We start from the raw sequence: 24,870 nt of genomic DNA, 5'->3' as shown, positions 1-24,870 counted from the left end.
CTATCGACAGATACCGACTAAAAATAACTTATAACCAAGTAGTCGACATCTCATAACATTAGCGCTTTTTAACAGCTCAACTAATTGCCAGCAACAACCTGACTCGGGTATTAAAGTAAGCCTTCAATAATCATTGAAACTTGCCGCCACTTTGTGGCGCGCAACCGTCGCCTGTGTTCCATGACTGTCCAGGATACTTTTATGATTCGTAAATGTTTGTTCCCCGCTGCCGGCTACGGCACGCGTTTCTTGCCGGCGACCAAAGCCATGCCGAAAGAGATGCTGCCGATCGTCAACAAGCCGTTGATCGAATACGCCGTTGAAGAAGCCCGGGACGCCGGCCTGCAACACATGGCCATCGTCACCGGCCGGGGCAAGCGCGCGCTGGAAGACCACTTCGACATCAGCTACGAACTCGAGCACCAGATTCGCGGCACCGAGAAAGAGAAATTCCTCGCCGGCACCCGCGAGCTGATCGACACCTGCACTTTTTCCTACACCCGTCAGGTGGAAATGAAAGGTCTGGGCCACGCCATTCTCAGTGGCCGCCCGTTGATCGGCGATGAGCCGTTTGCCGTGGTGCTGGCCGACGACCTGTGTCTGAACCTCGAAGGCGACGGTGTGCTGTCGCAGATGATCCAGCTGTACAAGAAGTTTCGCTGCTCGATCGTCGCTATCCAGGAAGTCCCCGCGGACCAGACTCACAAGTACGGGGTGATTGCCGGTGAGCTGATTTCCGAGGGCATCTACCGGGTCAACAACATGGTGGAGAAACCGGCGCCGCAGGACGCGCCGTCGAACCTGGCGATCATCGGGCGCTACATCCTCACCCCGGACATCTTCGACCTGATCGCCGACACCGAACCGGGCAAGGGCGGCGAAATCCAGATCACCGACGCACTGATGAAACAAGCGCAGAACGGCTGCGTGCTGGCCTACAAATTCAAAGGCCTGCGCTTTGATTGCGGCGATGCCGAGGGTTACTTGCAAGCGACGAATTTCTGCTACGACAACGTGTACCTCAAGGGCCGCTGAGACGACTCCCCACCACCAGAGGCAGGCAACCATGAATATTGCACAACATTCGACAAAGATTGAACGTGAGGTGGGCAACCTCGGGGTGATGAGCTGGTTGTCGCGCCATCAACCGCTGCCCAGCGCCAACGAGACCTGGCTGGGCACGATTCTGCTGGTGGAGCGAATCGGCGTGTTCCCTGCGTCCGGCGATATTCGCCGACCGATGCGCGATCCCTATCCGCTGCTCGCGCACCTGAAAGCGTTGTATGGCGAACAGGCGCTGGAAATGGATGACCGCGATGGCCTGAAGGTGATCTTCAGCGACTGGCGTTTTCGCGTGCGCATCTGCTGCAACGACCCGGCGATCATCATCAACGTCGAGACGCGCTGTGATGCGCGGTTGATGCCGCGCAAGCTTGACGAACTGCTGGGGCTCATCGACGCCTTCAAGCGCGACGCCTGATCACCCGGGCTTCACGCCGATCCATTGTGGGAGCGAGCCTGCTCACGAAAGCGGCGGCACAGTCAGCATTGATCGTTCCCACGCTCCGCGTGGGAATGCATCCAGTGACGCTCTGCGTCACGCTGCGGAGGGACGCGGAGCGTCCCGGGCGGCATTCCCACGCGGAGCGTGGGAACGATCATGGTGGCGAGTCGTCGCAACCGGTACTCGTACCCGTTATCCAGCCATAAAAATAATCGGCAATCACCTTCCCGCCCGTGGCCGGTAACGGATGAATCTTGTCCGGGCCGATCATCGCGCTGGCGTAGCGTTTGATGTCGGGGCCGAATGCGCATTGCAGGTTGGCAAAACCCAGATGCTGTTCACGCGCCCACGGTTCGAGCACCTGCGCATAGGCCGACATCGGATAAGCGCTGGAGCGCGTGGTGTCCTGACGCATGATCAGGTTGATGCTCGCCGCTGGCTGGATCTCGCGCAGCATGCTCACCAGGCCCTGAACGTTTTGCAGGTACTGCGCAGGCTTGACGCCGAAGCCCTGATCGTTGCCGCCGAGCATGATCAGGTAAACGTCGGCCGGGATCTTCGCCACCACAGCTTTCCATTGCGTCTGCCACTGTGGATCCGTGTGATAAAAATCGGCCGATGCCGCGCCGGAGGCTGCCAGTTTCGACACTCGCACGCCTTGCTGAGCGTTGCCCAGCCACAGGCCGAACAGTGTCGGCGCGCCCTTCACCACTTCCAGTTTGAATGACCAGTCTGCGGCTGATGGAGCGCTGGGTAGCGCGACTTCCTGAACGCCTGAGCCTGCGAGCTGCAACGGTTGCCAGTCTTGCGCGGGCGACCAGCGATAGCGCAGCTCGTCGGCTTCGCCGCTGCCCAGATACAACAGTTTCGCCTGAGTCACCGCGGTATCGATGCGCGGCGAAGGACTGGCATCCACTTGCAACCACGCGCCCGGTTTGCCGCTGATCGTGCGACTGTCCGGGCTGGCCTGGCCCAGCTCGGAAACCTTCCAGCCGCCGCCGAAGTATTTGTCGCTGCTGCGGGTGTATTTGAAATGCGTGCCGCCCAGCGCCGCGCCGTGGTTGAAACCAACGTAACCGGGGCCGGCGAAACCCACCTCGGCGGCCACTCGCTGCACCAGTTTGTTCAGGTAGAAATCCTGCCCGGCGGTGTAGCTGTCGCCAATCACCGAAACCGCCAGCACCTTGCCGGCCTTGCCCTCGCGCCACTGCGCAAAGCGCTGGCGGGCGTCGTCTACCTGAACCACCGACGCTGCTACGGGTTGAGCGTCATCCACTGCCAGCATGCAAAATTTCCTTCATCTGTAATAACCCTTCCCGAGCAGGCTCGGTCCCACGGGGTTTATGGTCCTCCGCCAAATCTCTGCACATCGAAACACCTGTGGGAGCTGGCTTGCCAGCGATGGCGGTGGGTCAGTCAATATGACTGCGTCTGACCTGCCCCAATCGCTGGCAAGCCAGCTCCCACAGGGATTGTGTGATTTTGCAGCGAGCCTGCTCGCGAAGCTGTCAGCTGTTCTGCGTCTGCACCACCGGAGCCACAATCACCGGCGCTTTCTCCTTCGCCGCCCGCTCGCCAAGGAACAGCACCGAGGTGAAATCGAACCGGCTGAACACCATCGCCAACAGCACCGGCCCGAGCAATCCACAACTCAGACCACCAAGCACCAGCAAGCTCTCATCCTTCACGCCGAGGCGCCCGAGGACAAAGCGCGAGGTCGCTGCGAAGAGCACATGAAACAGAAAAATCGCATAGGAATACCCGCCGAGCCAGGTCAGCGCTTTCGAGCGCATGTCACTCGACAGCAACGCGATGCAAGACACGCACCCCACGGCCAAACCAATCAGGCTGCGGCGATCGACAATCAGCTCACGATCAATCGCCGCGACGTACAGCAGCGTCAGCGAGATCAGCACAAACAACAGCGGCCCGATCACTTTGAAACGCTGCTTGAAAACATCGACATTTTCCTGACCGATCATCCCCGCGACGAAAAACGGCAGCAGGTAGATCGCGCCGTTGATACCGAACGCATCCAGCGGCAACGGCGGCAGCAGGAACAACACCGCGGCAAACGCAAACAAGCCATACAGCCGCGTCGCCGAACGCAGCAGGCCGCGCCATTCCAGCAGGCCGACGAAGATGAAAATGCTGAACACCGCCTGCAGAAACCAAAAGTGGTTGATCGGCACCCAGAACGACAACAACGCATCGATCACGCCGACGTCCTTGTTCACTCCCGGCCCTACCGCTTGCAACACTGAAAACGGCACGCCGACGCAGAACAGTGGCACGATCAACCGGCGCACCTTGCCGGCGAAGAAGGCGGAAAAGTCATTGCCGCGAATCTTGTAGATCGAATAGATGTAGCCGGAGATGAACGTGAACAGCGGCATGCGCACATACACCATCGAGTCGGCGATGACCCGGAACGGCGAGCCGATGTCGATCTTCAAGCCGCCGCCCAGCGGGCCGATGACGTGATAGAGCACCAGCAGCAGGCACGCCAGGCCGCGCAGGGTTTCGATCTCCAGGGATTTTTTCTTGCTCGACATAGAGCACCTGCCTTAAGTGAGAATTCTTGATTCGACCTGCACCGGTTTGTTCGCGCGCAGCATCAAGCCCAGGCCGACGAACAACACCGGCACGACCATCGAGAAGTGGCGGGCGAAGGAGCCGAAGTCCGGCTCGAACAAGCCCTGCACCAACAGAAACGCCAGCGGAATCGCGATCAGTTCCTTGGGTTTGGTCTGGATCGGCGCGCCCTTGTAGTCGGTCGAAGTGATGACTTTGAACAGCAGCAGCGCGGTCATGATCATCAGCGCAACGAAGATCACCTGCCCCGGCCCGGACAGCAAAATCAGCTCAACCGGGAACGACAGGCGGAAGAAAATGATCATCGAATCCAGTGCCTGGGAGACGAAGTCACTGCCGCTGAGCCACGAGACGATCAGCGACTTCGAGCCCTCCTCGCCCGCCGTGCGCAGCTCGTTGTTGCTCGCCCGGATCGACGACACCGGGAAGCCCAGCGCCAGCTGAATGGCCATGGCCACCGCCAGATAAAACAGGAACAGCATCAGAAAGAAGGTAAATCGCGAGACGTACTTTTTCATGACGCAGACGCCGACCCACGACAGCGAAAACAGAATCCAGTACGGCCGGATCAGCACGCCGTAAATCACCGCCGAAAGAAAAAAACCGCCGCGATATTTGCGCGTCAATGCGCTGAGCAGAATGCTCAACACCGCCACCGACACGATGATTTCCTTGGTCAGGTTCTCGAGGAAGAACGAGCGCACGATGCCCCACAGGCACAGGGTGCCGAAAATGGTCAGCGGCATGCGCCGAAACACCACCACCGGAATCGCCGTGAGAAAGAAATTGCAGAACATGCCGTAGGCCCAGGCATTGGTCAGGTTGATCCCGGTGGGCCGCAGCAGGAACGCCGAACATTCGTAGGACGAGCGATCCGGCGAGAACGGGTTCCAGAAATTGCAGTTGTCGGCGCGCGCATACGACGACCACAAGGTCATCGCATCCGGACCCGGATCACGCGGCACCAGCAACGGCATCGCCACTGACAGAAACAGCCCGGTGAACAGGATCAGGAAGGAAATCGACGAATCGAATTTGCGCCCACGAAACTCGATGCGCGGCAGTTTCAGGCCCATGACAGCGCAGCCTTTTTCGCGCCGCTGACACGGGTCAACACCGCGATCACGCCAAGCTGCACGACAATGGCGAAGACGTTGCCCCACGCCGCGCCATAGATCGAGTAATGCTTGATCAGCACATAGCTGACCGGCACTGAAATCAGCAGGCAGAGCGCCGCGCTGGCCAGCGACACCCGGCTGTTTTTCGAAGCAATCAAACCGCCCCAGACGATGTCGCCGATCGCCCGCAAGGCGAAGGAAAAAATCAGCACCGCGAGGAGCGCGTTATCCGGACGCGGCACGCTGCTGGCGACGTAATCGAGCAGCACATTGAAAAACACGTAGATCGCCACAGCCACAACGGCGGAGACCACCAGCGAGCGCATCACCCATTTGTTGACGAACAGTTGCCTGACCGTGAACGCCTGCTGGTCAGCCTGAAAACGCTTGGCCAACACCGGGATGCCGACCACCGCCACCACCGCATACGACAACGCCTGCAAAGTGTTGGCCGCCGACCACGCGTACACGTATTTGCCGAGGCTGGCGTAAGGCTCGAGGTCGATGATCAGAAAGCGCTCGGCGTACTGACTCAGCGCGATCAGACCGGTGCCGAGATAGAACGGCAACCCGGCCTTCCACACCGTCGCGGTGTCCAGCGGCGCGGCTTCGCGGCCCTTGTGCACGTTCACCACGATCAAATAACCGGCGATGATCACCAGCACGTTGGCGGCGACCCACAGCCACAACACACTGGCGATGCCCGCGACCCAGCCGAGCACCATGCCGCCCACCGCCAACACCGCCCACAGGCCGGTCTTGATGAAGAACAGCAGAGCACCGGCGGTGGCTTTCTGCGCGGAAAACACGAAGGAATTGATTTCGAACGACAGGTGCTCGGTGAGCAGCACCAGGGTCACGCAAAGGATCAGCGTGACGGTCGCTTCCACCGATTGGAACAGCGAATAGATCAGTACCGTCAGTACCGACAGCAACAGCCCCACCGCCAGATACAGCAGCAGAACCTTGTCGACCACCCGCCGCGAACTGCCGCCGACGCTGATCAGCCGGTTTATTTCGGAACTGAAGCCGACGCTGTAGAACTTCGAAGCGATCAACGACGCCGCGACCACCACACCATAAAAGCCCAGCGCCTCGTAACCGAGGTAATGGGTGATGGCCAACACCAGCAAGAACTTCGCGCCCAAGGCTCCGCCGCGAAGCAACAGCCGAAATATCATCGAACGACACCCTTGATGATTTCGTCCATGGCCACGGTTTTCGCTTCGATTTCGCGGCAAGTGTCGGTCAGGCGCTTGCCGAAATCCGCCAAGGCATTGGGCGCGTAAACAGTGTTGATGATGGTGTCGACGTCGATATCGCCGCCGTTGATCACCCAGTCCTCGACGCCCATGTCCTGATAGGCGCCAAAGCCTTTGCGCTCGTAGCTGATGTGATACGCCGGCACGCCGGAGAGCAGCGATTCGATGGCGCCGTGCAGACGCACCGAGATCACCAGGTCCGGTTGGTACTTGGCAATGGTTGCCTTCAGCGACAGCAGGTCTTCGTTGATGCCCAGCTCGCGGTAGAACGCGCCGTCATCGTTGCCACGTACGGCGCTTTGCACGGCGCAGACCACTTTACTTTTGTTCTTCAGACGCTGCAGCAGCAGTTTCAGATTGGCCACGTAGGCGACCTTCTTCTCTTTGCTCCACTCCGGCGGCTTGCGCAGCACCACGCAGACTGTCGCCGGCGAGGCGGCGCAGCGGGTGAACTTCGGTTGCTGCAGAATCTTGCTTGCCAGCGACTGCACGGCCAGATCCGGCGCGCGGTAGACGTTTTCGCAAGCATCAAAAATCGCCGAGGAACGGTTGTCACGCACGAACACCGCATCGGCGCTGGCGTAGTGCTCGACAATCTTGCTGCTCTCGCCGTGGAACGGGCCGATGCTCTGCGGCAGGTACACCGACGGCACTTGGCTGAGGATCGCGGTTTCCAGTTGCTTGGCGTGGCCAAGCTTAAGCTTGATGTGCTCGAAGGCGCTTTTCGAGCGCATGTAACCGCCGCCGACACCGACGATCAGATCGGTTTTCTTCAGCAGATCGGCGAGCCCGGCGTAGGACTGATTGAGAAACACCGCTTGCTTGACCCGCCCCAGACCCTTGGCCGCCATCACCGGCGCATCGAAACGCGGGTGCGGCAGATAGTTGAACGACTCAGGGTCGGACGCCACGACACTGATCGCGGTGTCCTCACCGAAGTTACGCTGCACCAGAGCAATGGCCAGATCGACGAGCAGACCGTCACCGGAGTTGGACGCACTGTAGCCATGCAAAATCGTTACGTTCATAAGCTTGAGTTCTACTTAATAAGTGGGAGCGTGATACAGGTCGTAGGTCTGGCGGATCATCAACGCGGCGCTGAAGCGTTCGCGGACAATGCTCCGGCCTTCATTGCCAAGGTCGAGCAGGCGCGGCTTCTGGATGATCGTCAACACGTCGGCCAGCGCCTGGTGATCGCCGGACGGAAAGACGTAGCCAGACACTTCGTTGGTGACCAGTTCCGGCAGCGAGGTGCAGTTGCTGGCAATCACCGGCAGCCCCATGGCCATGCCTTCCAGCGGCACCATGGCAAAGCCTTCCCAGCGACTCGGTACGATCAGCGCATCGGCTTTCTGATACAGCGCCTGCACTTCACTCGGGGTCACCCAGGGCAGGTACTCGACCGAATCCATCGGCGGGCACTCGACAGAGTCTTCGTTGACCGCACTGCCAACCACCGTCAGTTTGAGGTCGTTGCGATTGACCTTGGCGTAGGCCTTGAGCAGCACGTCGAAGCCTTTCTGGTAATCCAGACGCCCGACGAACAGCAGATGAATCGGCTCGGCGCCAGCGCTTTTCGGCGCGTCATCCTTGTGATGAATGCCGTTGTAGATCAGCTTCATGCGCTTGCGCTCGATACCGAAACGCGCGGCTTTATCCAACTCGTACTGGCTGACGCAGATGATCACGTCGGTGACTTTCTGCAGCACCCGCTCGATCCACGCATAGACCTTCTGCTTGGTCGGCGAGCTTTCCATCAGGAATGAAAACGCATGGGGGCAGTAGACGATTTTCGGCTTGCGCCATGGTCGCAACAGCACGCACACAACACGGCCGATCACGCCGGAAAAGGTGCTGTGCAAATGCACGACGTCGGGTTTTTCCTTGAGCAGCACCTGGCTCAGACGCCAGGCGAAACGCAGCAGCGACGGCACGTTGCGGCCGCTGCGCGGGAAGGTGCGCACCTGTTGGGGGGCGATACCGTGCAGCTCTTTGGCCTGATCCTCGGGCACCAGATAGACCAGTTGATAATTCGCCGCGTCATCTTCGGGGGATGCCGAGATCGTGCGGATCACCGTCGCCACGCCACCTTTGATCGTCTCTGCCACGTGCAGTATTTTTTTCACAACTCACCCACTTCAAACAGGAAAGAACAATCGGCAACCATCAGGATTTGTCGGACGCGTATTCGTAGTTGTAATAGCCAGTGCCGCCGTAATAGCTGGCCGCACGCTTCTCGACGCCGTTGAACACCGCGCCTTTCAACTCGATGCCGTTCTGGGCGAAGCGGCGAATGGTCAGTTCGATCTCTTTGGCCGGGTTCACCCCGAAGCGGGTGACAATCAGGCTGATCCCAGCCTCGCGACCGACGATGGCGGCATCGGTCACCGCCAGCAGCGGCGGCGTGTCGATGATCACCAGGTCGTAGCGCTCGCTGAGTTGCGCAAGCAGCTCACGGAAGTTGGCGTGCATCAGCAATTCGGAAGGATTGGGCGGCACTTGCCCCCGGCTGATGAAATGCAGGTTGTCGACTTCGACTTTGTTGATCGCCTGCTCAAGGGTGCAGCGCTTGACCAGCAGGTCGGACAAACCATTGCTGATCGGCGTGTTGAGGGTTTTGTGCAGGTGCCCTTTGCGCATATCGGCATCGATCAGCACCACGCGCTGGCCGCTGAGGGCCATGACCGCCGCAAGGTTGGACGAAACGAAGGTCTTGCCGACCTGCGGGCTCGGGCCGGAAATCATGATGCGGTTGTTGGTCGAGTCGAGCCCGGCAAAGTGCAGGCAGGTGCGCAGGCTGCGGATCGATTCGATCGACAGATCGGTCGGGTTGCGCAGCGCCAACAGATATGCTGGTTTGTCGACGCCATCGCGGGCGCGGCCCTTTTTGTTGTCCTCTTCCTCCTGCAAGGCGCTGTAGGGAATCGACGCATACACCGGCAGGCCCAACTGCTCGATGCCTTCCGGGCCTTCGAGGCCTCGGCTCAGGGATTTGCGCAACAGCACCAGCGCCACGCCGACAAACGCGCCGAGTAATGTCGCGATCAGCACAATCAGCGCTTTCTTCGGTTTGATCGGGCTGGTCAGGTCGACATCAGCGGTATCGATCAAACGCACATTGCCAACGGCCCCGGCGCGGACGATGTCCAGTTCCTGAGATTTGTTAAGCAACTGCGTGTAGATCTGCGAAGCCACCTCGACGTCGCGGGTCAGGTTGAGCAGTTCCTGCTGAGTAGCCGGCAAGTCCTGAACCTTGCCTTCGAGGGATTTCTGCTGTTGGGTCAGCTCGCCGATCTGCGTCATCAAGGCGCGATAGGCCGGGTGCTGTTTGGTGAACTTGCGATCAAGCTCGGCCTGCTGCATTTTCAGTTCGGAGATGCGCGTTTCCAGCGCTACCGACTGGCCCAGCACCGACTGGGTTTCCAGCGAGATATTCACGGTCTTGCCGTGGGTCTGGTAGGCATTCAGGGCGTCGCTGGCCTTGGCCAGATCACGCTTGACCTGGGGCAACTGGCTTTGCAGGAAGGCCAGGCTTTGCGCGGCTTCCGCCGAAGTGCGGCGCACGTTTTGCTCGACGTAGAGCGAGGCGATCTTGTTGAGGATCTTCACCGCCTCGGCCGCGTCGGAGCTGGCCAGCGCCAGACGAATGATCCCCGACTCCTTGCCCTGTTCGGAGATATCCAGCGCGTCCTGATAGCCCTGAATGGTCACGATGCGTGGATTGCGCACCACTTGAAAACGCGTGCCGGGGTTGGCTGCCAGTTGCGCGATCTGCCCTTCTACACCGTCGTTGGCAAACGCTTCGCCAGCCACACCTTCGGCGAGCAGATTGTCGTTTTCATCGAACAGCTCAAAGCGCTGCTGCTCGCCGGCGATCAGGGTGAGTTTCTTGCCGAGCAGATCTTTCGGCAATTCCAGCCGAGAGAACTCCAAGCGCTCACCGCCCCAGGCATAACTGGTCAAACCGAAGCGCGGCGGCGCGACGCTGGTCTCGCTGTCACCGCGATAGCGCCGCGAAAGGAAGCCGCCGATCAACGGGAACGTGTTGGGGGTGACGTCGATATCCAGGCGCAGGTCGTCAACGGTTTTGCCGATCACCGCGCGGGATTTGATGATGCCGATTTCGGTCACCGACGGCGATTGCCCGCCGAGCATGCTGTTGAGGTCGGAGAAACCGAGCATGTCGTTCTTTTTCGGTTCGACCTGCACCAGCGCGTTCGCCAGGTACACCGGCGTCGCCAGCACCGCATAGGCGACGCCGGTGACCATGAAGGCACCGGTCAGCGCGCCGATCAGCCACTTCTGGTCGATCAGGCTGCCGAAGATGCCGAGCAGATCAATACTGTCTTGATCATTGTCGCGGGTGCCGATTACGGACGGTAACTGCATAAGTCTGTTCTTACCATTTACTGTTCTGAAGAAGATTCATCAATGCCCGAGACGCTTCGCCCATGAACTAACCGCATCTTCAATCAATGCGTGGGCATGAATAAACGCGGCTTTGCCTTGACGATACGGATCATGTATTTCGCGCTCGCTCTGCCATTTACCGAGCAGAAACACTTTGCCTCTGGCGTGTGAGGCAATCTTCAGCACTTGATTAATGTGGGCCTTTTCCATGACGAGGATCAGGTCCGAGTCATTGACGATATCCGACGTCAACTGCCGCGCCTTGAAGGCCTCGGCACAATGCCCGTGTTCTTCGAGAACCTGCCGCGCTGAGGCCTCGACCCCCTCGCCCACGCGCGCGGACAGGCCAGCGGAGGACACCGTGATGGCGGCAGGGGCCAGCGCGTTGCGCAGCAGCAGTTCAGCCGTCGGACTTCGGCATATATTGCCCACGCAGACAACGAGGATCTTTTTGAACAAGTCTTGCATTCCTGTGTAATATCAAACAGCCAACATGTCGTGAAAGTTAATGAACCCTCACGACTTTCCTGCACTCAGAAATAGCTTCGCCCTGTTAGTACAGGAACATTAAGTACCACAGCGTTTTAAGCCGCCCCAACCACAATTAGCGGACTAAAAATAACTGTGATTTTCAGTTGCTGTTTTCCTGACAAAAAATAACATTCACGCACTTAGTGCCATCACCGTTATCGGAAATTGAGTAACGGGATACCTATTCGTAGTTGTCATTCTCTTCAGGAGAGCAGACATGAAAACAGCACAGCGCAATAAACTCGCCGCCCTCGCCCTGATGGCGCTCGGTGCTACCAGCCAGGTTCACGCCAGCGAGCTGTTCCCCAACCTTCCAGCGAAAACCATCGGCGTTCAGGTGAAGATCCAGAGCTTCACCGCTGCCGATGCCGCGCAAATCAAGACAGCAGGCTTCAGCTTTGTGCGCTTCGGCGTGTGGAGCGACAGCCTCACCGCCAAGACTTATCAAAAACAGGTCAGCGACGCCTTCGCCGCCGCCGCTTCCGCCGGGCTTCCGGTGCTGCTGACAGTGCGCGCAATCAAGGCACTGCCGGCCACTTCGCCCGAGGAACTGAACGCCGCCGGCGGTAAGTTCGCCAACGCCGTGACCGGGCTGGAAAAATCCTGGAGTTCGCAATTGGTGGCGATCGAAATCTGGAACGAACCCGACCTGGAAACCTATTGGCCGACGCGCAATTTCGACACCACTTTCGTGCCGTTCATGGCTGGCATGTGCAAGGCCTTCGAAGGCCAGCCGCAGACGACACCACGGGTCGGCTTCGGCTTCGCTCGGCCGCCAAGCGCAGGCTCGGCTTCGACGGTGGCGATGAAAAGTATCGTCAGCGATTACCCCAAATGCCTGAAAGCCGTTTCCTATCATCCTTATGGCATGACCGCCACGCAGATCAGCAACGCGCAGACGTTCATCCAGCAGAATTTCAATCTGCCGGGGGTGATCAGTGAATGGGGGATTTCGGCCCTCGCCTCAAACGGCGGGCCTGAGGGACAAGCGACCAAGATCAACGCGTTTATCGCTGACGTTAAACGTCTGAATATCCCGCTGACTTCTATCTATGAATGGAGGAACAGTGATACCGGCAGCAATGATCGTGAGAAGAACTTCGGCTTTCTCACCTCCGACGGCCAGCCAAAACCGGCACGCTTGTCCGTGGAAGGTTTGTTGAACGCCGAGTAGGTCGTGGGCAACCGGTCTGTTCACAGGTCGGTTGCTTTGAACCTGTGGGCTGTTTTGGCATCGTATTCAGCGACACCGCGCCCCACCTTTCAAACAATCGTTTTCAGGTTGTTGCCGCAGGGGCCATCGATCCACGAATGCACCCTTGAGTGCCTGTCAGCGCTCGGGTAATGTCTTCAGACCCATAGGATAGAGCACGCCCATGACTTCCAAGCTGGAACAACTCAAACAGTTCACCACCGTGGTTGCCGACACCGGCGACTTCGAAGCGATCGCCCGAGTCAAACCGACCGATGCCACCACCAACCCTTCCCTGCTGCTCAAGGCTTCGGCCATTCACGGCTACGCCGAACTGCTGAACGATTGCGTTCGCGACTGCAAGGGCGATGTCGGCCTGGCCAGCGATCGTTTCGGCGTCGCAGTGGGTAAAGAGATCCTCAACGTGGTTCCGGGCCGCATCTCCACCGAAGTGGATGCGCGCCTGTCCTTCGACCAGGATGCGATTCTCAAGCGTGCGCATCGTCTGATCGAGCTGTACGACAAGGCTGGCGTCAGCCGCGACCGCGTGTTGATCAAGATCGCCTCGACCTGGGAAGGCATTCGCGCTGCCGAGATCCTCGAGAAGGAAGGCATCCAGACCAACCTGACCCTGCTGTTCTCCTTCGCCCAGGCCGCCGCCTGCGCCGATGCCGGGGTGTTCCTGATCTCGCCGTTCGTGGGCCGCATCTACGACTGGTACAAGAAGGCCAACGGCAACGACTACACCGGCGCCGATGATCCTGGCGTGCAGTCGGTGACGCGCATCTACAACTACTACAAGGCCAATGACTACAAGACCGTGGTCATGGGCGCGAGCTTCCGCAACATCAACCAGATCGAACAACTGGCCGGCTGCGATCGCCTGACCATCAGTCCGGAACTGCTGGAGAAGCTGGCCGCCGACACCGGCAAGCTGGAACGCAAACTGGCGCCGGGCAATGCCGGCGAAGCGCGTCTGAGCCTCAACGAAGCGCAATTCCGCTGGTTGTCCAACGAAGACGCGATGGCCACCGAGAAACTGGCTGAAGGCATCCGTCAGTTCGCCCGCGACCAGGAGAAGCTGGAAGCGTTGCTGCAGGCCAAGCTGTGATTTGAGTTTGTAGAACGCAAAAAGGGCGAACCTGTGAGGGTTCGCCCTTTTTTATGGTAAGTGCTGATCAAAATGTGGGAGCGAGCCTGCTCGCGAAGAGCCCGGCCCATGCTTCCTCAATTCACTGGATCAATGCCGCTCCAGCGCATTCACCAGATCATGAAACGCTTCCCGATTGGAATCGTTCAGGCCCATGAGAATCTTGTGCGCTTCCAGCACTTTGATTCGCACTACTTCCTCCGACTGATCCTGATCCGGCAGATCGTCCAGGCACTCCGGGCACGGCACCGGATGATTGACGATGTTGAACACCTGCTCAAAGCCCATCGATTGCAGCAGACGGGTGATGTCTTCGTGGGTGGTGACAACCGTCGGCAACAGGCCGACCTTCTGCCGCGACAGGATCGACAGTTTGGCCAACAGGCCCAACGTCGTGCTGTCGATGCTGCGGGTTTCGGTCAAATCGATCACGATCGCGTTGAAATTCAACGCGGTGAAGATTTTCTCAATAGTCGCATCCAACGCCGAACACAGGGTCAGGCGAACTTCACCGACGAACTTCAGGACAAAGGTGCCGTCCTGCTCGGCGAACTGGATTCTACCGGTACTCATTGAAGATTCCTGCTCAACACCAACAGGGCGATATCATCCGGCATCTCCCCTAGCGTGGCCAAACCAAACACTTGCCGCAGACCATCCAGGCTGCCGCCCGCTGACTTCACCCGTTCAGGCAAAGCAGCCTCTTTTTCTTTGAGCGTTGCTTCTGGCAAAAGGTCCAGAATGCCATCAGACATCAGCGTCAGGCTGAACGTCGGCGCCAGCTCAAGCACGTGGTCTTCGTAAGTGGCTTCATTGAACAGCCCCACCGGCAGGCCACGACCTTCGAGATAACGAACACTGTCAGGCGTGTACAACACAGGCAAAGGCAGATGGCCGCCAATGCTATAGGTCAACAAACCGGTCTCCTCGTCGATGACTCCACCGACCATTGTGACGTGTTTACCCAGCTTACAACTGATCAGCCCCCGGTTGATATGACCGAGCACTTCCGAAGGTTTGAACTCCGGCAAGGTACCGCTGCGTTTCGATTCGAAGAGCAAACGCGTGGTCATGAACTTCAACAGCACGGTGACGAAGGCTGATGACGCGCCATGCCCGGAAACATCCGCCAGGTAAAACGCGACCCGGCGCTCGTCGACGCGGAAATAGTCGACAAAATCACCCGACAGGTACAACGACGGGATGATCTGGTGGGCAAAGTGGAATTCGTCGATGCTCCACGGGCTTTCCGGCAGCATGTTCATCTGCACCTGGCGACCGGCGTTCTGGTCCTCCTGGAGCAGGTTCAGGCTGGCTTCGAGCTCGCGGTTGGCCTTCTCCAGCTTCTCGCGGTAACGCTGGTTTTCCAGCAGCAGCCGCGCTCGATCCAGGGCCCGACGCACAGAATGCTCGAGCACAGCCAGATCTTCGAGAGGCTTGATCAGGTAATCCGCCGCGCCCAGGCGCAGGGCCTCGACCGCGTCGTTCATCACCCCGGCACCCGAGACGACGATAACTGGCGTCTCTGGCGAGCGCTCGGTGACCTGACGGATCAGTTCGAGACCGCCCATCTGTGGCATGCGCAGATCGCAGATGACCAGATCGGGCTCGTCTTGCTCGAATACCTGAAGACCCTGTTGACCGTTGCCGGCCTGCAGGACGCTGAAACCACTGTCTTCCAGATAGGCCGCGAGGCTCGCGCGCACTACCTCGTCATCATCGATTATCAGCAGCGTGGCACTGGTTTTTGGCATGTGGGCAAACGGCGCCAGAATTAGGTTGGCGTAGTGAGCGGGGCAACGGCCCTGCGCAGACTACTGGATTCGCTTTCTAGCCTCTCTGCTGCAGCACTTTCAAGCATTCGCCTGGCGCGCGGTTTTAAACAGAGGTGCCCTTCTAAGGCGCAGACGGTACTCCCATCCGCAGAGCGTTTCAAGCATGCGCCGATTGTCGCTTGACGACTTTGTTTGTCAAATCACCGGGAGTTATAAGAACCGCTCCAAGCGTAACCCGATGGAAGGTAGCGACGGTCACTGGCGATGCCCTGCCGCGCACAAAAAAGGCGACCCGAGGGGTCGCCTTTCTGTCACCGGTCGAAATCAGAAATCGTCTTCGACCTGACCGTCCTTCACCTTGAACTCGCGGTTCTGCAGGTAAGCGTTGCGGATGAAGGTGTATTTGTCGCCGCTGATCAGCTTCTCGCTCGACAGCAGGCTGGCGCGGGTGTCGACGATGTTCAGGCCGAAGATCGAGTTACGTGTCGGCACATGGTCGATGTAGCGGTACGCGCCGGTGAAGCTGTCGACGTATTTCGACGGTGCGTCACGCAGGGTGCTCGGCCCCATCAGCGGCAGCATCACGTATGGGCCGCTGCCCACGCCCCAATAGCCGAGCGTCTGACCAAAGTCTTCGTCGCTGCGGTTCAAGCCCATCTTGGTGCCGACGTCGAAGAAGCCGAGCAGACCGAAGGTGGTGTTGAAAATCAGTCGGGCAGTATCAACGCCAGCGGCAGCGGGTTTGGCCTGGAGAACGTTGTTCGCCAGGTTGGTGACGTCGCCGACGTTGCGGAACATATTATGGATGCCGTCTTCAACGAATTGCGGAGTGATGAACTCATAACCCTGCGCCAATGGCTTCAGCGCGTAGGTGTCAACGAAGTCGTTGAACTGGAAAATCGGCCGGTTGACGCTTTCCCAAGGGTCTTCTTCGGTGGCCGCCTGGGTGGCGAACGGCGCCAGCAACAGGCTGGCACAAACACTTAGCTGAGTGAGCGAAGGGCTCCAGCGCATAGAAAAACTCCTTGGATTTGATACTGGCGCGGACGCTCGGCCCGTGCGTTGAGGCCGCTAGTATAAGCGTAAACGGCGATTTGGGCAGTGCGCCGCAGCAAGGATATGCAGGAAGTTTCCTACGCCGACTTTCACAGGGCTGTCATGCAACTGTCACCCGCGCGCCCTAGCCTTGAGCGTTATTTCAGGGACGTTGCCATGACACACGCCGAAACCTTGCCCGTCGCCGCGCCCCGCCTGACGGCCGTACTGTTCGGCCTCAGCGGCTGCCTGGTGGATTTCGGTGCACGGGCCGCGCAGCAGACCCTCGCCCAGACGCAACACACCGAAGCCACCCCTGGCGCACTCGATAGCCTGAAAAGCTTGCAGCGTCAGCAGATTCCCTGCGCATGGCTGGATGAGTTACCCCCTGCCCTCGCTCAGTCACTGGCCGCCTCGCTGCCGGACTGGATCAAGCCGACGCAACATTCAGCAACAATGAATCCGTGGCCGGCGCCCAATGCGTGCTGGCAAGCCTTGATGGATCTGAACATCGACCGACTCGATGGCTGCGTGCTGGTCAGCGGTGAGCCGCGCCTGTTGCAGGCTGGCCTGAATGCCGGGTTGTGGACGATTGGGCTGGCATCCTGTGGCTCGCTGTGCGGCCTGAGCCCGAGCGAGTGGCAGGCTCTGTCGCAAAAGGAGCGCGAACAGTTGCGCGGCAAGGCAACCGTGCAGCTGTTCAGCCTGGGCGTGCATTCGGTGATCGATCATCTCGGTGAACTCGACGCCTGTCTCGCCGATATCAGCCTGCGCCGCGCCAAAGGCGAAAAGCCCTGATCGACGTCATGCAGGTTTACCCAGAGTGGATTAATCTAAAGGTCAGCCATAGACCTTTGGCGCGCGGCTGCGGTCAATGCCAGTGCCTATTGATAAAAGGAAACCACCATGCCCGCCCAAGAACTGCAAAAACAGCTCGATACCCTGCGCGAGCAGCTGGAACACAATCCACCGCTGTCGGAAGCCGAGCGTGAGGATCTGCATGCGCTGATGGCGCAGATCGAATCGGAAATCCAGCTGGAAACTGCCACGCAGGACGCGAGCATCGCCGACGGCGTGAACCTGGCGGTCGAGCGCTTCGAAGTCGAACACCCGGCAATCGCCGGCACCCTGCGCAACATCATGAATACGCTGGGCAGCATGGGCATCTGACGCCCGCCGCACAAAAAAGCCCTGCCAGCGATGGCAGGGCTTTTTCATTTGCAAAATGTGCATGCAAGCCCTTGTGGGAGCGAGCCTGCTCGCGAAGGCGTCGTGTCAGTCGACATCATCGTTGAATGACACACCGCATTCGCGAGCAGGCTCGCTCCCACATTGGATATCGCACATTCCGGATCTTATTGACGTACGAGGCGATGATTCGGCAGCTGTACGCTTTCGGTACTGCGATACGGGTTGATATCCAACCCGCCGCGCCGAACATAGCGCGCAAATACCGTCAGTTTCTCCGGCTTCAGCAACCGCTGCAGATCAAGAAAAATCCGCTCAACGCATTGCTCATGGAAATCCGAGTGCTGGCGGAAGCTGACGATGTATTCCAGCAGGCTGGCGTGATCCAGCGCGGCGCCGCGGTATTCCACCACGACGCTGCCCCAGTCCGGCTGGCTGGTCACCGGGCAGTTGGATTTGAGCAGATGGCTGTGCACGCTCTCCTCGACCACGCGCGAATCATCGCAACGCAGCAGTTCCGGACGCGGGTGCTCGTAGTTGCTGACGCTGATATCCAGATCGTCGATGCACACGCCCGGCAACGCCACCACGCCTTCGGCTTCGACGTCCTTCAGACTGCGAACGCGAACGCCCACCGGTTTGCCGGCAGCGGCGGACAGATCCTTGACCAGCGTCGCTTCCAATGTGCTGACGTCGGCGAATGGCGTCTGGTTCAGCGAGTTCAGGTACAGCTTGAACGACTTCGACTCGATGATGTTCGGCGAGTCCGCCGGTATGCTGAATTCGGCGATCGCCACCACCGGTTTGCCCGAGGGCAGCAGCCACGACAGCTCGAAGCAGTTCCAGAAATCCACGCCTTTATACGGCAGGGTTTCGGCGCTCAGGCCCAGCTCGGCCCATTTCGCGGTGCGCGGAATCGGGAACAGCAGGGACGGCGTGTAGGTGGCGATGTATTCGCTGGATTTGCCCAGCGGCGAATGTTCGGCTGCGGGATGCATGGCGGAAACCTGACTGAAGAATCAGCGGATTCTACCAGCCTTTGCCCGCGCCTTTGAGTGCTTACTGACTGACAGTCAGTTTGCCGACCATGCCGGCCTGATAATGCCCGGGGATATTGCAGGCAAACTCGAGCGCCGTGGCGTTGCTGAAGGTCCAGGTCAACTCGGCGGTTTTGCCCGGCTCGACCAGCACGCTGTTGGGATCGTCGTGCTTCATCCCATGGCCCATCGCTGCGTGATCCCTGCCCGCCATGTCGTGGGACATTTCTTTCATGCCGGTAGGCGTGAGCATGCCGCTCTGCTGCATCTGCAACATTTCCTGCTGGTGGCTGGCATGCATCGCCGCATCACCGAGGTTGAATTCGTGCAGCAACTGGCCTTTATTCACCAGCACAAAGCGAACCGTCTCACCGGTCTTGACCTGTATGATTTTCGGATCGAAGTTCATGTCGCCCATGACGATTTCGATAGTCCGCGTGGCTAGGCTCGCGGCTGCCGGCTTGCCGAACGCGAAGGCGTGCGCCGGGGTCGCCGAAACAGACGAACTCAATGCCAGCAGACAGGCAGCTAACGTCAGGGATGTACGAAAAAACATGGTCACGCTCCAACAAGAGAAGGTTCAGCCTGTGGGAAACTCTAACCACGCCGCGCTGGCATCGACCTGACAGGCAGATTACAACTTTGTCAGCTTGGTGCTTATCGCCGGATCTCACGGTATAACGCCCTCGCCCTTCTACATACCATCCCCGCCCGAGTCGCCCATGAAACTGTTGATCGTCGAAGACCAAGCGAAAACCGGCCAATACCTGCGCCAGGGTTTGACCGAGGCCGGGTTCAATACCGAGCTGGTGGCTGACGGCATCAGTGGCCAGCAATTGGCGTTGAGCGGCGAGTACGCGCTGTTGATCCTCGATGTGATGCTGCCCGGGCGCAGTGGCTGGCAGATTCTGCAAGCGGTGCGCAGCGCCGGCCTCGCCACGCCGGTACTTTTTCTTACTGCCAAAGACGCCGTGGAGGACAGGGTTCACGGCCTCGAATTGGGCGCCGACGATTATCTGGTCAAGCCATTCGCCTTCTCCGAATTGCTCGCGCGGGTGCGCAGCCTGTTGCGGCGCGGCAGCGCAGTCGCTCAGGAAACCAGCCTGCAACTGGCCGATCTGCGCCTGGACCTGATCCGCCGCCGCGTCGAACGCAACGGCCAGCGCATCGACTTGACCGCCAAGGAATTCGCCCTGCTGGAAATGCTCCTGCGCCGTCAGGGTGAGGTCCTGCCCAAATCGCTGATCGCCTCGCAGGTTTGGGACATGAATTTTGACAGCGACACCAATGTCATCGAAGTGGCGATCCGCCGCTTGCGCCTGAAGATCGACGATGACTTTCCCAACAAGTTGATCCACACCGTGCGCGGCATGGGCTACGTGCTCGAAGAGCGTTCGCTGTGATGCGTGGTTTGTCCTTGAGCACGCGCCTGGCCCTGTTGTTTGCCGCCTGCACCACGGTGGTCTCGCTGTTCGCCGGGGTGCTGTTCGACCGCGCCAGCGAGGCGCACTTCATCGAACTTGATCAGCAACAACTGGAGACGAAACTGATCGGCCTGCGCCGCGCCTTACAGGATCTCCAACCTGCCCAGCGCGAGGCGCGGCTGGCCGATGAACTCAGCCGTCAGGCCGATCTGTCGTTGCGCATCACCAGTGGCGACGGCCGGCACTGGTACGACAGCTCGGTGCAGATTCCGAAGAATCTGCCGCTGCAAACCGGCCTGTCGACGATCAGCCATGACGGCACCGATTACCGCGTACTGCGCGCCCCACTCTATCCGGACACAGCGGATTCGCCGCAACTGACGCTGCTGCTGGACATCACCCATCACCAGCATTTCCTTGCGCGCATGCAGCATCTGATCTGGCTGACCGTCAGCCTGTCAGCGCTGGCTACCGCCCTGCTCGGTGCCTGGGCCGCGCGCAGTGGTCTGCGCCCGTTGCGCCGAATGAGCGCCGTGGCTCGTGGGATTTCCGCGCAATCGCTGAATGCCCGACTGCCTGAAGGGAAGATGCCGCCAGAACTTGCCGAAATGGCCTACAGCTTCAACGCCATGCTCGCACGCCTCGACGACTCGTTTCAGCGCCTCTCGGCGTTCTCCGCCGACATTGCCCATGAGCTGCGCACACCGTTGTCGAATCTGCTGACCCACACCCAGGTCACCCTCTCCCGCCCACGGGCACTGGAGGACTACCGCGAAGCGCTGCACAGCAACCTCGAAGAACTGCAATGGATGGCGCAACTGGTCAACGACATGCTCTACCTGGCCAAGGCTGACCACGGCTTGCTGATGCCCAAGCGCGAACCGCTGGAACTGGCGGAGGAGGCCGACATGTTGCTGGAGTTTTTTGCGCCGTTGGCGGAAGACGCTGGCGTTAGCCTCATCCGTGAGGGGGCAGCGCGTATCGAAGGTGATCGCGGCATGTTGCGCCGGGCCTTGTCGAATCTGCTGGATAACGCGCTGCGGTTCGCCCCGGCTGAGGGTTATGTCCGGCTGAGCATTGTCGAGCAGCCGCAGGCCGTACGCGTTTGTGTCGAGAACAGTGGCGAGGGGATTTCCGCGCAATTACTGCCACGTCTGTTCGACCGCTTCTATCGAGCGGATCCGGCGCGGCAGGAAGGCAGCAGTGAGCATGCGGGGTTAGGTCTGGCGATCACCCAGTCGATCGTGCGGGCACATGGTGGGACGATTCATTGCGAATCTGAGGCGGGTTGGACGCGGTTTGTAATCGAGTTGCCTCGGACCTGATCGTTCCCACGCTCTGCGTGGGAACGAGCATGGAGTCGCTTACGAATATCTCAAGGCATGCGCCGGTTCGATCTTCGCCGCTCGCCACGCCGGGTACACCGTCGCCAAAAAGCTCAGAATGAACCCCGCCGAGCAGATCAACAGCACATCCCCACCTTGCAGTTCCGAGGGCAGATTGCTGACGAAATACACGTCCGAACTGAAGATATGCTGGCCGGTCACGCGCTCGACCCAGCCCACGATCTGACTGACATTCAGCGCGGCAATCACGCCCAGTACGCCGCCAATAATGGTGCCGACAATACCGATCACCGTGCCCTGCACCATGAAGATCGCCATGATTTGGCGTGGCGTGGCGCCGATCGTGCGCAGGATAGCGATGTCGGCGCCCTTGTCGTTCACCACCATGATCAGCGTCGCGATGATGTTGAACGCCGCCACCGCGACGATCATCAGCAACAGCAGGCCGATCATGGTTTTTTCCATCTTCATCGCGCTGAACAGGCTGCCTTGGGTGTGGGTCCAGTCGTCAGCCTTGAAGGCTGCACCGAGGCCACCGGCAATGTCCGCAGACACCTTCGGCGCGGCGTACAGATCCTTGACCGCCAGGCGCACGCTCTGCACCTGATTCGGCTGCCAGTGCTGCATGGTCGCAGCATCGGCGACATGGATCAGGCCCATCGAGCCGTCCAGCTCGGCACCGACCTTGAACACGCCCACCACATTCAGGCGCTGCATGCGCGGGGTTATACCGCCCGGCGCGGTGCTGACTTCGGGAACGATCAGGGTGATCTTGTCGCCGACATTAAGGCGGAAACGTCGCGCGGTGATCTCACCGATCACCACACCGAATTCGCCCGGTTTCAAGGCATCCAGACGACCCTGGACGATGTGCTGGGCAACGATCGACACCTTGCCTTCCTGGGCCGGATCGACGCCGCTGATCTGGATCGGCTGCATCGAGCCCTTGTAGGACAGCATGCCTTCCATTTCGGTGAATGGCACGGCGGCTGTCACTTCGGGATTTTTCATCGCGGCAGCGGCCACCGGCTGCCAGTCGTCGATCGGCTTAACGCCAACGATGGTCGCATGGGGCACCATGCCGAGGATGCGCGAGCTCATTTCGCGCTGGAAGCCATTCATCACCGACAGCACCACGATCATTGCCAGCACGCCGAGGGCGAGGCCGATCATCGAGGTCATCGAAATGAACGAAACAAAGCGATTGCGGCGCTTGGCGCGGGTATAGCGCGTGCCGATAAAGATCGATAACGGTCTGAACATTCGCTGGGGCACCGTATAGAAATAAAAGACCCGGCGCCGTTACGGGCGCCGGGTTTCAGCCAGTCAGATGGGAGTGAGGCAACCTTCCTGCAACTGCAGAACGCGGTCCATCTGGCGAGCCAGGTTCATGTCGTGCGTCACCACCAGGAACGCCGTGCGCATCGAAGTGCTCAGCTCCAGCATCAGGTCCTGAATGCCTTCGGCGGTGTGCAGATCGAGGTTGCCGGTCGGCTCATCAAGCATCACCAGCCCCGGGTTGTTGACCAGGGCGCGGGCGATGGCGACGCGCTGACGTTCGCCACCGGACAGCTCGGCCGGTTTGTGTTCCAGACGATGGCCGAGACCGACGCGCTCCAGCAATGCCGTGGCACGCTGGCGCGCCTCCGGGATGGCGGTCTTGCCGATCAACAGTGGCATGCAGACGTTTTCCAGCGCGGTGAATTCCGGCAGCAAATGGTGAAACTGGTAAACGAAACCGAGGGCGCGGTTGCGCAGCAGGCCACGCTTCTTCTCGCTCAATGCCGACAGCTCTTCGCCGTCGAGCCAGACGCTGCCCTTGCTCGGCGTATCGAGACCGCCGAGCAGGTTGAGCAAGGTACTTTTGCCGGAACCGGATTTACCCACGATTGCCACACGCTCGCCCGGGTGCAACTCCAGTTGCAGCCCGGCCAGCACTTGTACCGACTCAGGACCTTCCTCGTAGGATTTGCCCAGGTTACGGCAGCTCAGAATTGCTTGTTCACTCATGCCCGACTCACTCATAACGTAACGCCTCCGCCGGCTGGGTGCGCGCGGCACGCCAGGCGGGATACAGGGTGGCGAGGAAACTCAGGACCAACGCAGCGGCGCAGACCATGACGACGTCCTGGCTCTGTACCTGCGAAGGAAGATAATCAATGAAATACACGTCAGCATTAAGGAACTTGTGGCCGATCAGCCCTTCAAGCGCCGAAATGGCCGCACTGACATTCAGCGCCGCGAGAATCCCGACTACTGCGCCAATGGCCGTGCCGACCACCCCGATCACCGTGCCCTGCACCATGAACGTGCGCATGATCGTGCCCGGGGTCGCGCCGAGGGTACGCAGAATGGCGATGTCGCCCTTCTTGTCGTTCACCACCATCACCAGCGTGGAAATGATGTTAAACGCGGCGACCGCGACGATCAGCAGCAACAGCAAGCCGATCATGGCTTTTTCCATGCGGATCGCTTGATACAGGTTGCCGTGGGTGCGGGTCCAGTCGCGGGCGTAGTAACGATCTTCGCCGAGCTGCTGGGCAATATTCCACGCCTCGCGCGGGGCCTGGAACAGGTCGTCGAACTTCAGACGCAGGCCCTGCACCTGATCGGCTTTCCAGCGGTGCATTTTCGCCAGATCCTGCAGATTGGTCACGCCGAGGTAGCCGTCGAGCTCACCGGCGCCGACATGGAAAATCCCGACCACGGTGAAGCGCTTCATGCGCGGGAACATCCCGGCCGGGGTCACGCTGACTTCGGGCGCAACGAAAGTGACCTTGTCGCCGATGCCGACGCCAAGCTTGGTCGCCGCCTTGTCGCCGATAACAATGCCGAAGCTGCCCGGTGTCAGGTCGTCGAGTCTGCCCTGCTTCATGAAGTTGTCGATGATCGACACATTGCGCTCGAGCGCAGGATCAATGGCATTGAGCAACACCTTGGAAACCTGACCGTTGTTGGTCAGCAGGCCCTGCATCTGGGTGAACGGCGCCACCGCCGTCACCTGCCGGTTCTGCCTGACCTTGTCGGCCAGGCTCTGCCAGTCATTGATCGGCTCGCCGGTCTCGAGAGTAGCGTGGGGCACCATGCCCAGCACGCGGGTGCGCATCTCATGATCGAAGCCGTTCATCACCGACAGCACGACGATCATCACGACCACGCCAAGGGCGAGCCCGATCATCGAAGTCAGGGAAATGAATGACACAAAATGATTGCGACGCTTTGCACGGGTATAACGCGTGCCGATAAATACGAAGAGAGGTCTGAACATGTCGGGGCTTGTTCGGAGGGAAAAGGAACGTCCTT

24 protein-coding genes are annotated in these 24,870 nt (G+C 59.6%); 8 read left to right on the top strand and 16 right to left on the bottom strand.

Annotated features, from left to right (window positions below):
- Window positions 1-201 precede the first annotated feature (201 nt).
- Entirely contained in the window at window positions 202-1,035 is an 834-nt protein-coding gene (galU, locus tag ACMYUN_RS24110) for a UTP--glucose-1-phosphate uridylyltransferase GalU (RefSeq protein WP_024013613.1), read from the top strand.
- 31 nt (window positions 1,036-1,066) lie between these two features.
- Window positions 1,067-1,480, top strand: a complete 414-nt coding sequence (locus ACMYUN_RS24105) for a mannose-1-phosphate guanylyltransferase (protein ID WP_415761961.1) — start codon at window positions 1,067-1,069, stop codon at window positions 1,478-1,480.
- Between the two features lie 178 nt (window positions 1,481-1,658).
- Here ACMYUN_RS24105 and ACMYUN_RS24100 read toward each other — a convergent pair whose 3' ends face one another.
- From ACMYUN_RS24100 to ACMYUN_RS24065, 8 genes are all read right to left on the bottom strand, one after another.
- On the bottom strand, window positions 1,659-2,789 hold the full coding sequence (locus ACMYUN_RS24100; protein ID WP_415761960.1) for an SGNH/GDSL hydrolase family protein: 1,131 nt from the start codon (window positions 2,787-2,789) through the stop codon (window positions 1,659-1,661).
- A gap of 223 nt (window positions 2,790-3,012) precedes the next feature.
- Window positions 3,013-4,059, bottom strand: coding sequence for an acyltransferase family protein (locus tag ACMYUN_RS24095; RefSeq protein ID WP_415761958.1), 1,047 nt, complete (start codon window positions 4,057-4,059; stop codon window positions 3,013-3,015).
- A 12-nt stretch (window positions 4,060-4,071) separates the two neighbouring features.
- A complete protein-coding gene (locus tag ACMYUN_RS24090; RefSeq protein ID WP_016775461.1) occupies window positions 4,072-5,175 on the bottom strand; it encodes a hypothetical protein in 1,104 nt (367 codons plus the stop codon).
- The gene (locus ACMYUN_RS24085; RefSeq protein ID WP_415761956.1) at window positions 5,166-6,398 is read right to left on the bottom strand and encodes an oligosaccharide flippase family protein; all 1,233 of its coding nucleotides are present in this window, start codon (window positions 6,396-6,398) and stop codon (window positions 5,166-5,168) included. Before ACMYUN_RS24085 ends, ACMYUN_RS24090 begins: the two co-directional genes overlap by 10 nt.
- The gene (locus ACMYUN_RS24080) at window positions 6,395-7,507 is read right to left on the bottom strand and encodes a polysaccharide pyruvyl transferase family protein (RefSeq protein WP_415761955.1); all 1,113 of its coding nucleotides are present in this window, start codon (window positions 7,505-7,507) and stop codon (window positions 6,395-6,397) included. Before ACMYUN_RS24080 ends, ACMYUN_RS24085 begins: the two co-directional genes overlap by 4 nt.
- A 15-nt stretch (window positions 7,508-7,522) precedes the next feature.
- Complete coding sequence (locus ACMYUN_RS24075) at window positions 7,523-8,605, bottom strand: glycosyltransferase (RefSeq protein WP_016775464.1); 1,083 nt, start codon at window positions 8,603-8,605, stop codon at window positions 7,523-7,525.
- 40 nt (window positions 8,606-8,645) lie between these two features.
- A complete protein-coding gene (locus ACMYUN_RS24070) occupies window positions 8,646-10,868 on the bottom strand; it encodes a polysaccharide biosynthesis tyrosine autokinase (protein WP_129999672.1) in 2,223 nt (740 codons plus the stop codon).
- Window positions 10,869-10,907: 39 nt separating this feature from the next.
- Entirely contained in the window at window positions 10,908-11,348 is a 441-nt protein-coding gene (locus tag ACMYUN_RS24065) for a low molecular weight protein-tyrosine-phosphatase (protein ID WP_039760729.1), read from the bottom strand.
- Between the two features lie 289 nt (window positions 11,349-11,637).
- On the opposite strand from ACMYUN_RS24065, the gene ACMYUN_RS24060 reads away from it, so the two are divergent.
- The gene (locus ACMYUN_RS24060) at window positions 11,638-12,594 is read left to right on the top strand and encodes a glycosyl hydrolase family 5 (RefSeq protein WP_415761954.1); all 957 of its coding nucleotides are present in this window, start codon (window positions 11,638-11,640) and stop codon (window positions 12,592-12,594) included.
- Between the two features lie 202 nt (window positions 12,595-12,796).
- A complete protein-coding gene (tal, locus tag ACMYUN_RS24055) occupies window positions 12,797-13,723 on the top strand; it encodes a transaldolase (protein ID WP_415761953.1) in 927 nt (308 codons plus the stop codon).
- A 129-nt stretch (window positions 13,724-13,852) separates the two neighbouring features.
- On the opposite strand, the gene rssC is transcribed toward tal, so the two are convergent.
- From rssC to ACMYUN_RS24040, 3 genes are all read right to left on the bottom strand, one after another.
- Window positions 13,853-14,335 carry an anti-sigma factor antagonist RssC gene (gene rssC / locus ACMYUN_RS24050; RefSeq protein WP_003226553.1) on the bottom strand — a complete coding sequence of 161 codons (483 nt, stop codon included), beginning with the start codon at window positions 14,333-14,335 and terminating at the stop codon, window positions 13,853-13,855.
- Window positions 14,332-15,516, bottom strand: coding sequence for a two-component system response regulator RssB (gene rssB / locus ACMYUN_RS24045; protein ID WP_415761952.1), 1,185 nt, complete (start codon window positions 15,514-15,516; stop codon window positions 14,332-14,334). The genes rssC and rssB overlap by 4 nt, the downstream gene beginning before the upstream one ends.
- A gap of 345 nt (window positions 15,517-15,861) precedes the next feature.
- A complete protein-coding gene (locus ACMYUN_RS24040) occupies window positions 15,862-16,551 on the bottom strand; it encodes a VacJ family lipoprotein (RefSeq protein ID WP_039760748.1) in 690 nt (229 codons plus the stop codon).
- A 198-nt stretch (window positions 16,552-16,749) separates the two neighbouring features.
- Between ACMYUN_RS24040 and ACMYUN_RS24035 the strand changes: the two genes are divergently transcribed.
- Window positions 16,750-17,370 (top strand): HAD family phosphatase, encoded by a 621-nt coding sequence (locus ACMYUN_RS24035; RefSeq protein ID WP_310406599.1) that lies wholly within the window; start codon window positions 16,750-16,752, stop codon window positions 17,368-17,370.
- A 108-nt stretch (window positions 17,371-17,478) separates the two neighbouring features.
- Entirely contained in the window at window positions 17,479-17,742 is a 264-nt protein-coding gene (locus ACMYUN_RS24030; RefSeq protein WP_016775472.1) for a DUF4404 family protein, read from the top strand.
- A gap of 185 nt (window positions 17,743-17,927) precedes the next feature.
- Here the strand turns inward: ACMYUN_RS24030 and queF are convergent, their stop codons facing one another.
- Entirely contained in the window at window positions 17,928-18,758 is an 831-nt protein-coding gene (gene queF, locus ACMYUN_RS24025) for an NADPH-dependent 7-cyano-7-deazaguanine reductase QueF (protein ID WP_129999674.1), read from the bottom strand.
- Window positions 18,759-18,819: 61 nt separating this feature from the next.
- Complete coding sequence (locus tag ACMYUN_RS24020) at window positions 18,820-19,353, bottom strand: plastocyanin/azurin family copper-binding protein (RefSeq protein ID WP_415761950.1); 534 nt, start codon at window positions 19,351-19,353, stop codon at window positions 18,820-18,822.
- A 166-nt stretch (window positions 19,354-19,519) separates the two neighbouring features.
- On the opposite strand from ACMYUN_RS24020, the gene ACMYUN_RS24015 reads away from it, so the two are divergent.
- Both ACMYUN_RS24015 and ACMYUN_RS24010 read left to right on the top strand, forming a co-directional pair.
- Window positions 19,520-20,200 carry a heavy metal response regulator transcription factor gene (locus tag ACMYUN_RS24015; protein ID WP_039760759.1) on the top strand — a complete coding sequence of 227 codons (681 nt, stop codon included), beginning with the start codon at window positions 19,520-19,522 and terminating at the stop codon, window positions 20,198-20,200.
- Window positions 20,200-21,546: a heavy metal sensor histidine kinase gene (locus tag ACMYUN_RS24010; protein WP_415761949.1), complete on the top strand. Its 1,347-nt coding sequence runs from the start codon at window positions 20,200-20,202 to the stop codon at window positions 21,544-21,546. Before ACMYUN_RS24015 ends, ACMYUN_RS24010 begins: the two co-directional genes overlap by 1 nt.
- 39 nt (window positions 21,547-21,585) lie before the next feature.
- Here ACMYUN_RS24010 and ACMYUN_RS24005 read toward each other — a convergent pair whose 3' ends face one another.
- The 3 genes from ACMYUN_RS24005 to ACMYUN_RS23995 form a co-directional block, all read right to left on the bottom strand.
- Complete coding sequence (locus ACMYUN_RS24005) at window positions 21,586-22,830, bottom strand: lipoprotein-releasing ABC transporter permease subunit (protein WP_415761948.1); 1,245 nt, start codon at window positions 22,828-22,830, stop codon at window positions 21,586-21,588.
- 63 nt (window positions 22,831-22,893) lie between these two features.
- Window positions 22,894-23,592 (bottom strand): lipoprotein-releasing ABC transporter ATP-binding protein LolD, encoded by a 699-nt coding sequence (lolD, locus tag ACMYUN_RS24000; protein ID WP_024013628.1) that lies wholly within the window; start codon window positions 23,590-23,592, stop codon window positions 22,894-22,896.
- Complete coding sequence (locus ACMYUN_RS23995; RefSeq protein WP_415761947.1) at window positions 23,585-24,835, bottom strand: lipoprotein-releasing ABC transporter permease subunit; 1,251 nt, start codon at window positions 24,833-24,835, stop codon at window positions 23,585-23,587. The genes lolD and ACMYUN_RS23995 overlap by 8 nt, the downstream gene beginning before the upstream one ends.
- Between the last annotated feature and the right edge of the window lie 35 nt (window positions 24,836-24,870).

This window comes from Pseudomonas sp. CP4, from assembly GCF_047758505.1.
GTDB lineage: Bacteria > Pseudomonadota > Gammaproteobacteria > Pseudomonadales > Pseudomonadaceae > Aquipseudomonas > Aquipseudomonas fluorescens_AO.
This window is presented reverse-complemented; position numbering and strand designations above follow the sequence as displayed.

Coding starts and splice junctions, on each gene's coding strand:
- ACMYUN_RS24070 (WP_129999672.1), bottom strand. CDS start 10,868: ATGCAGTTACCGTCCGTAATCGGCACCCGCGACAATGATCAAGACAGT.
- lolD (WP_024013628.1), bottom strand. CDS start 23,592: ATGAGTGAGTCGGGCATGAGTGAACAAGCAATTCTGAGCTGCCGTAAC.
- rssB (WP_415761952.1), bottom strand. CDS start 15,516: ATGCCAAAAACCAGTGCCACGCTGCTGATAATCGATGATGACGAGGTA.
- ACMYUN_RS24090 (WP_016775461.1), bottom strand. CDS start 5,175: ATGGGCCTGAAACTGCCGCGCATCGAGTTTCGTGGGCGCAAATTCGAT.
- ACMYUN_RS24085 (WP_415761956.1), bottom strand. CDS start 6,398: ATGATATTTCGGCTGTTGCTTCGCGGCGGAGCCTTGGGCGCGAAGTTC.
- queF (WP_129999674.1), bottom strand. CDS start 18,758: ATGCATCCCGCAGCCGAACATTCGCCGCTGGGCAAATCCAGCGAATAC.
- ACMYUN_RS23995 (WP_415761947.1), bottom strand. CDS start 24,835: ATGTTCAGACCTCTCTTCGTATTTATCGGCACGCGTTATACCCGTGCA.
- ACMYUN_RS24105 (WP_415761961.1), top strand. CDS start 1,067: ATGAATATTGCACAACATTCGACAAAGATTGAACGTGAGGTGGGCAAC.
- ACMYUN_RS24060 (WP_415761954.1), top strand. CDS start 11,638: ATGAAAACAGCACAGCGCAATAAACTCGCCGCCCTCGCCCTGATGGCG.
- galU (WP_024013613.1), top strand. CDS start 202: ATGATTCGTAAATGTTTGTTCCCCGCTGCCGGCTACGGCACGCGTTTC.
- ACMYUN_RS24040 (WP_039760748.1), bottom strand. CDS start 16,551: ATGCGCTGGAGCCCTTCGCTCACTCAGCTAAGTGTTTGTGCCAGCCTG.
- ACMYUN_RS24100 (WP_415761960.1), bottom strand. CDS start 2,789: ATGCTGGCAGTGGATGACGCTCAACCCGTAGCAGCGTCGGTGGTTCAG.
- ACMYUN_RS24005 (WP_415761948.1), bottom strand. CDS start 22,830: ATGTTCAGACCGTTATCGATCTTTATCGGCACGCGCTATACCCGCGCC.
- rssC (WP_003226553.1), bottom strand. CDS start 14,335: ATGAGTACCGGTAGAATCCAGTTCGCCGAGCAGGACGGCACCTTTGTC.
- ACMYUN_RS24035 (WP_310406599.1), top strand. CDS start 16,750: ATGACACACGCCGAAACCTTGCCCGTCGCCGCGCCCCGCCTGACGGCC.
- ACMYUN_RS24080 (WP_415761955.1), bottom strand. CDS start 7,507: ATGAACGTAACGATTTTGCATGGCTACAGTGCGTCCAACTCCGGTGAC.
- ACMYUN_RS24015 (WP_039760759.1), top strand. CDS start 19,520: ATGAAACTGTTGATCGTCGAAGACCAAGCGAAAACCGGCCAATACCTG.
- ACMYUN_RS24010 (WP_415761949.1), top strand. CDS start 20,200: ATGCGTGGTTTGTCCTTGAGCACGCGCCTGGCCCTGTTGTTTGCCGCC.
- ACMYUN_RS24020 (WP_415761950.1), bottom strand. CDS start 19,353: ATGTTTTTTCGTACATCCCTGACGTTAGCTGCCTGTCTGCTGGCATTG.
- ACMYUN_RS24095 (WP_415761958.1), bottom strand. CDS start 4,059: ATGTCGAGCAAGAAAAAATCCCTGGAGATCGAAACCCTGCGCGGCCTG.
- tal (WP_415761953.1), top strand. CDS start 12,797: ATGACTTCCAAGCTGGAACAACTCAAACAGTTCACCACCGTGGTTGCC.
- ACMYUN_RS24030 (WP_016775472.1), top strand. CDS start 17,479: ATGCCCGCCCAAGAACTGCAAAAACAGCTCGATACCCTGCGCGAGCAG.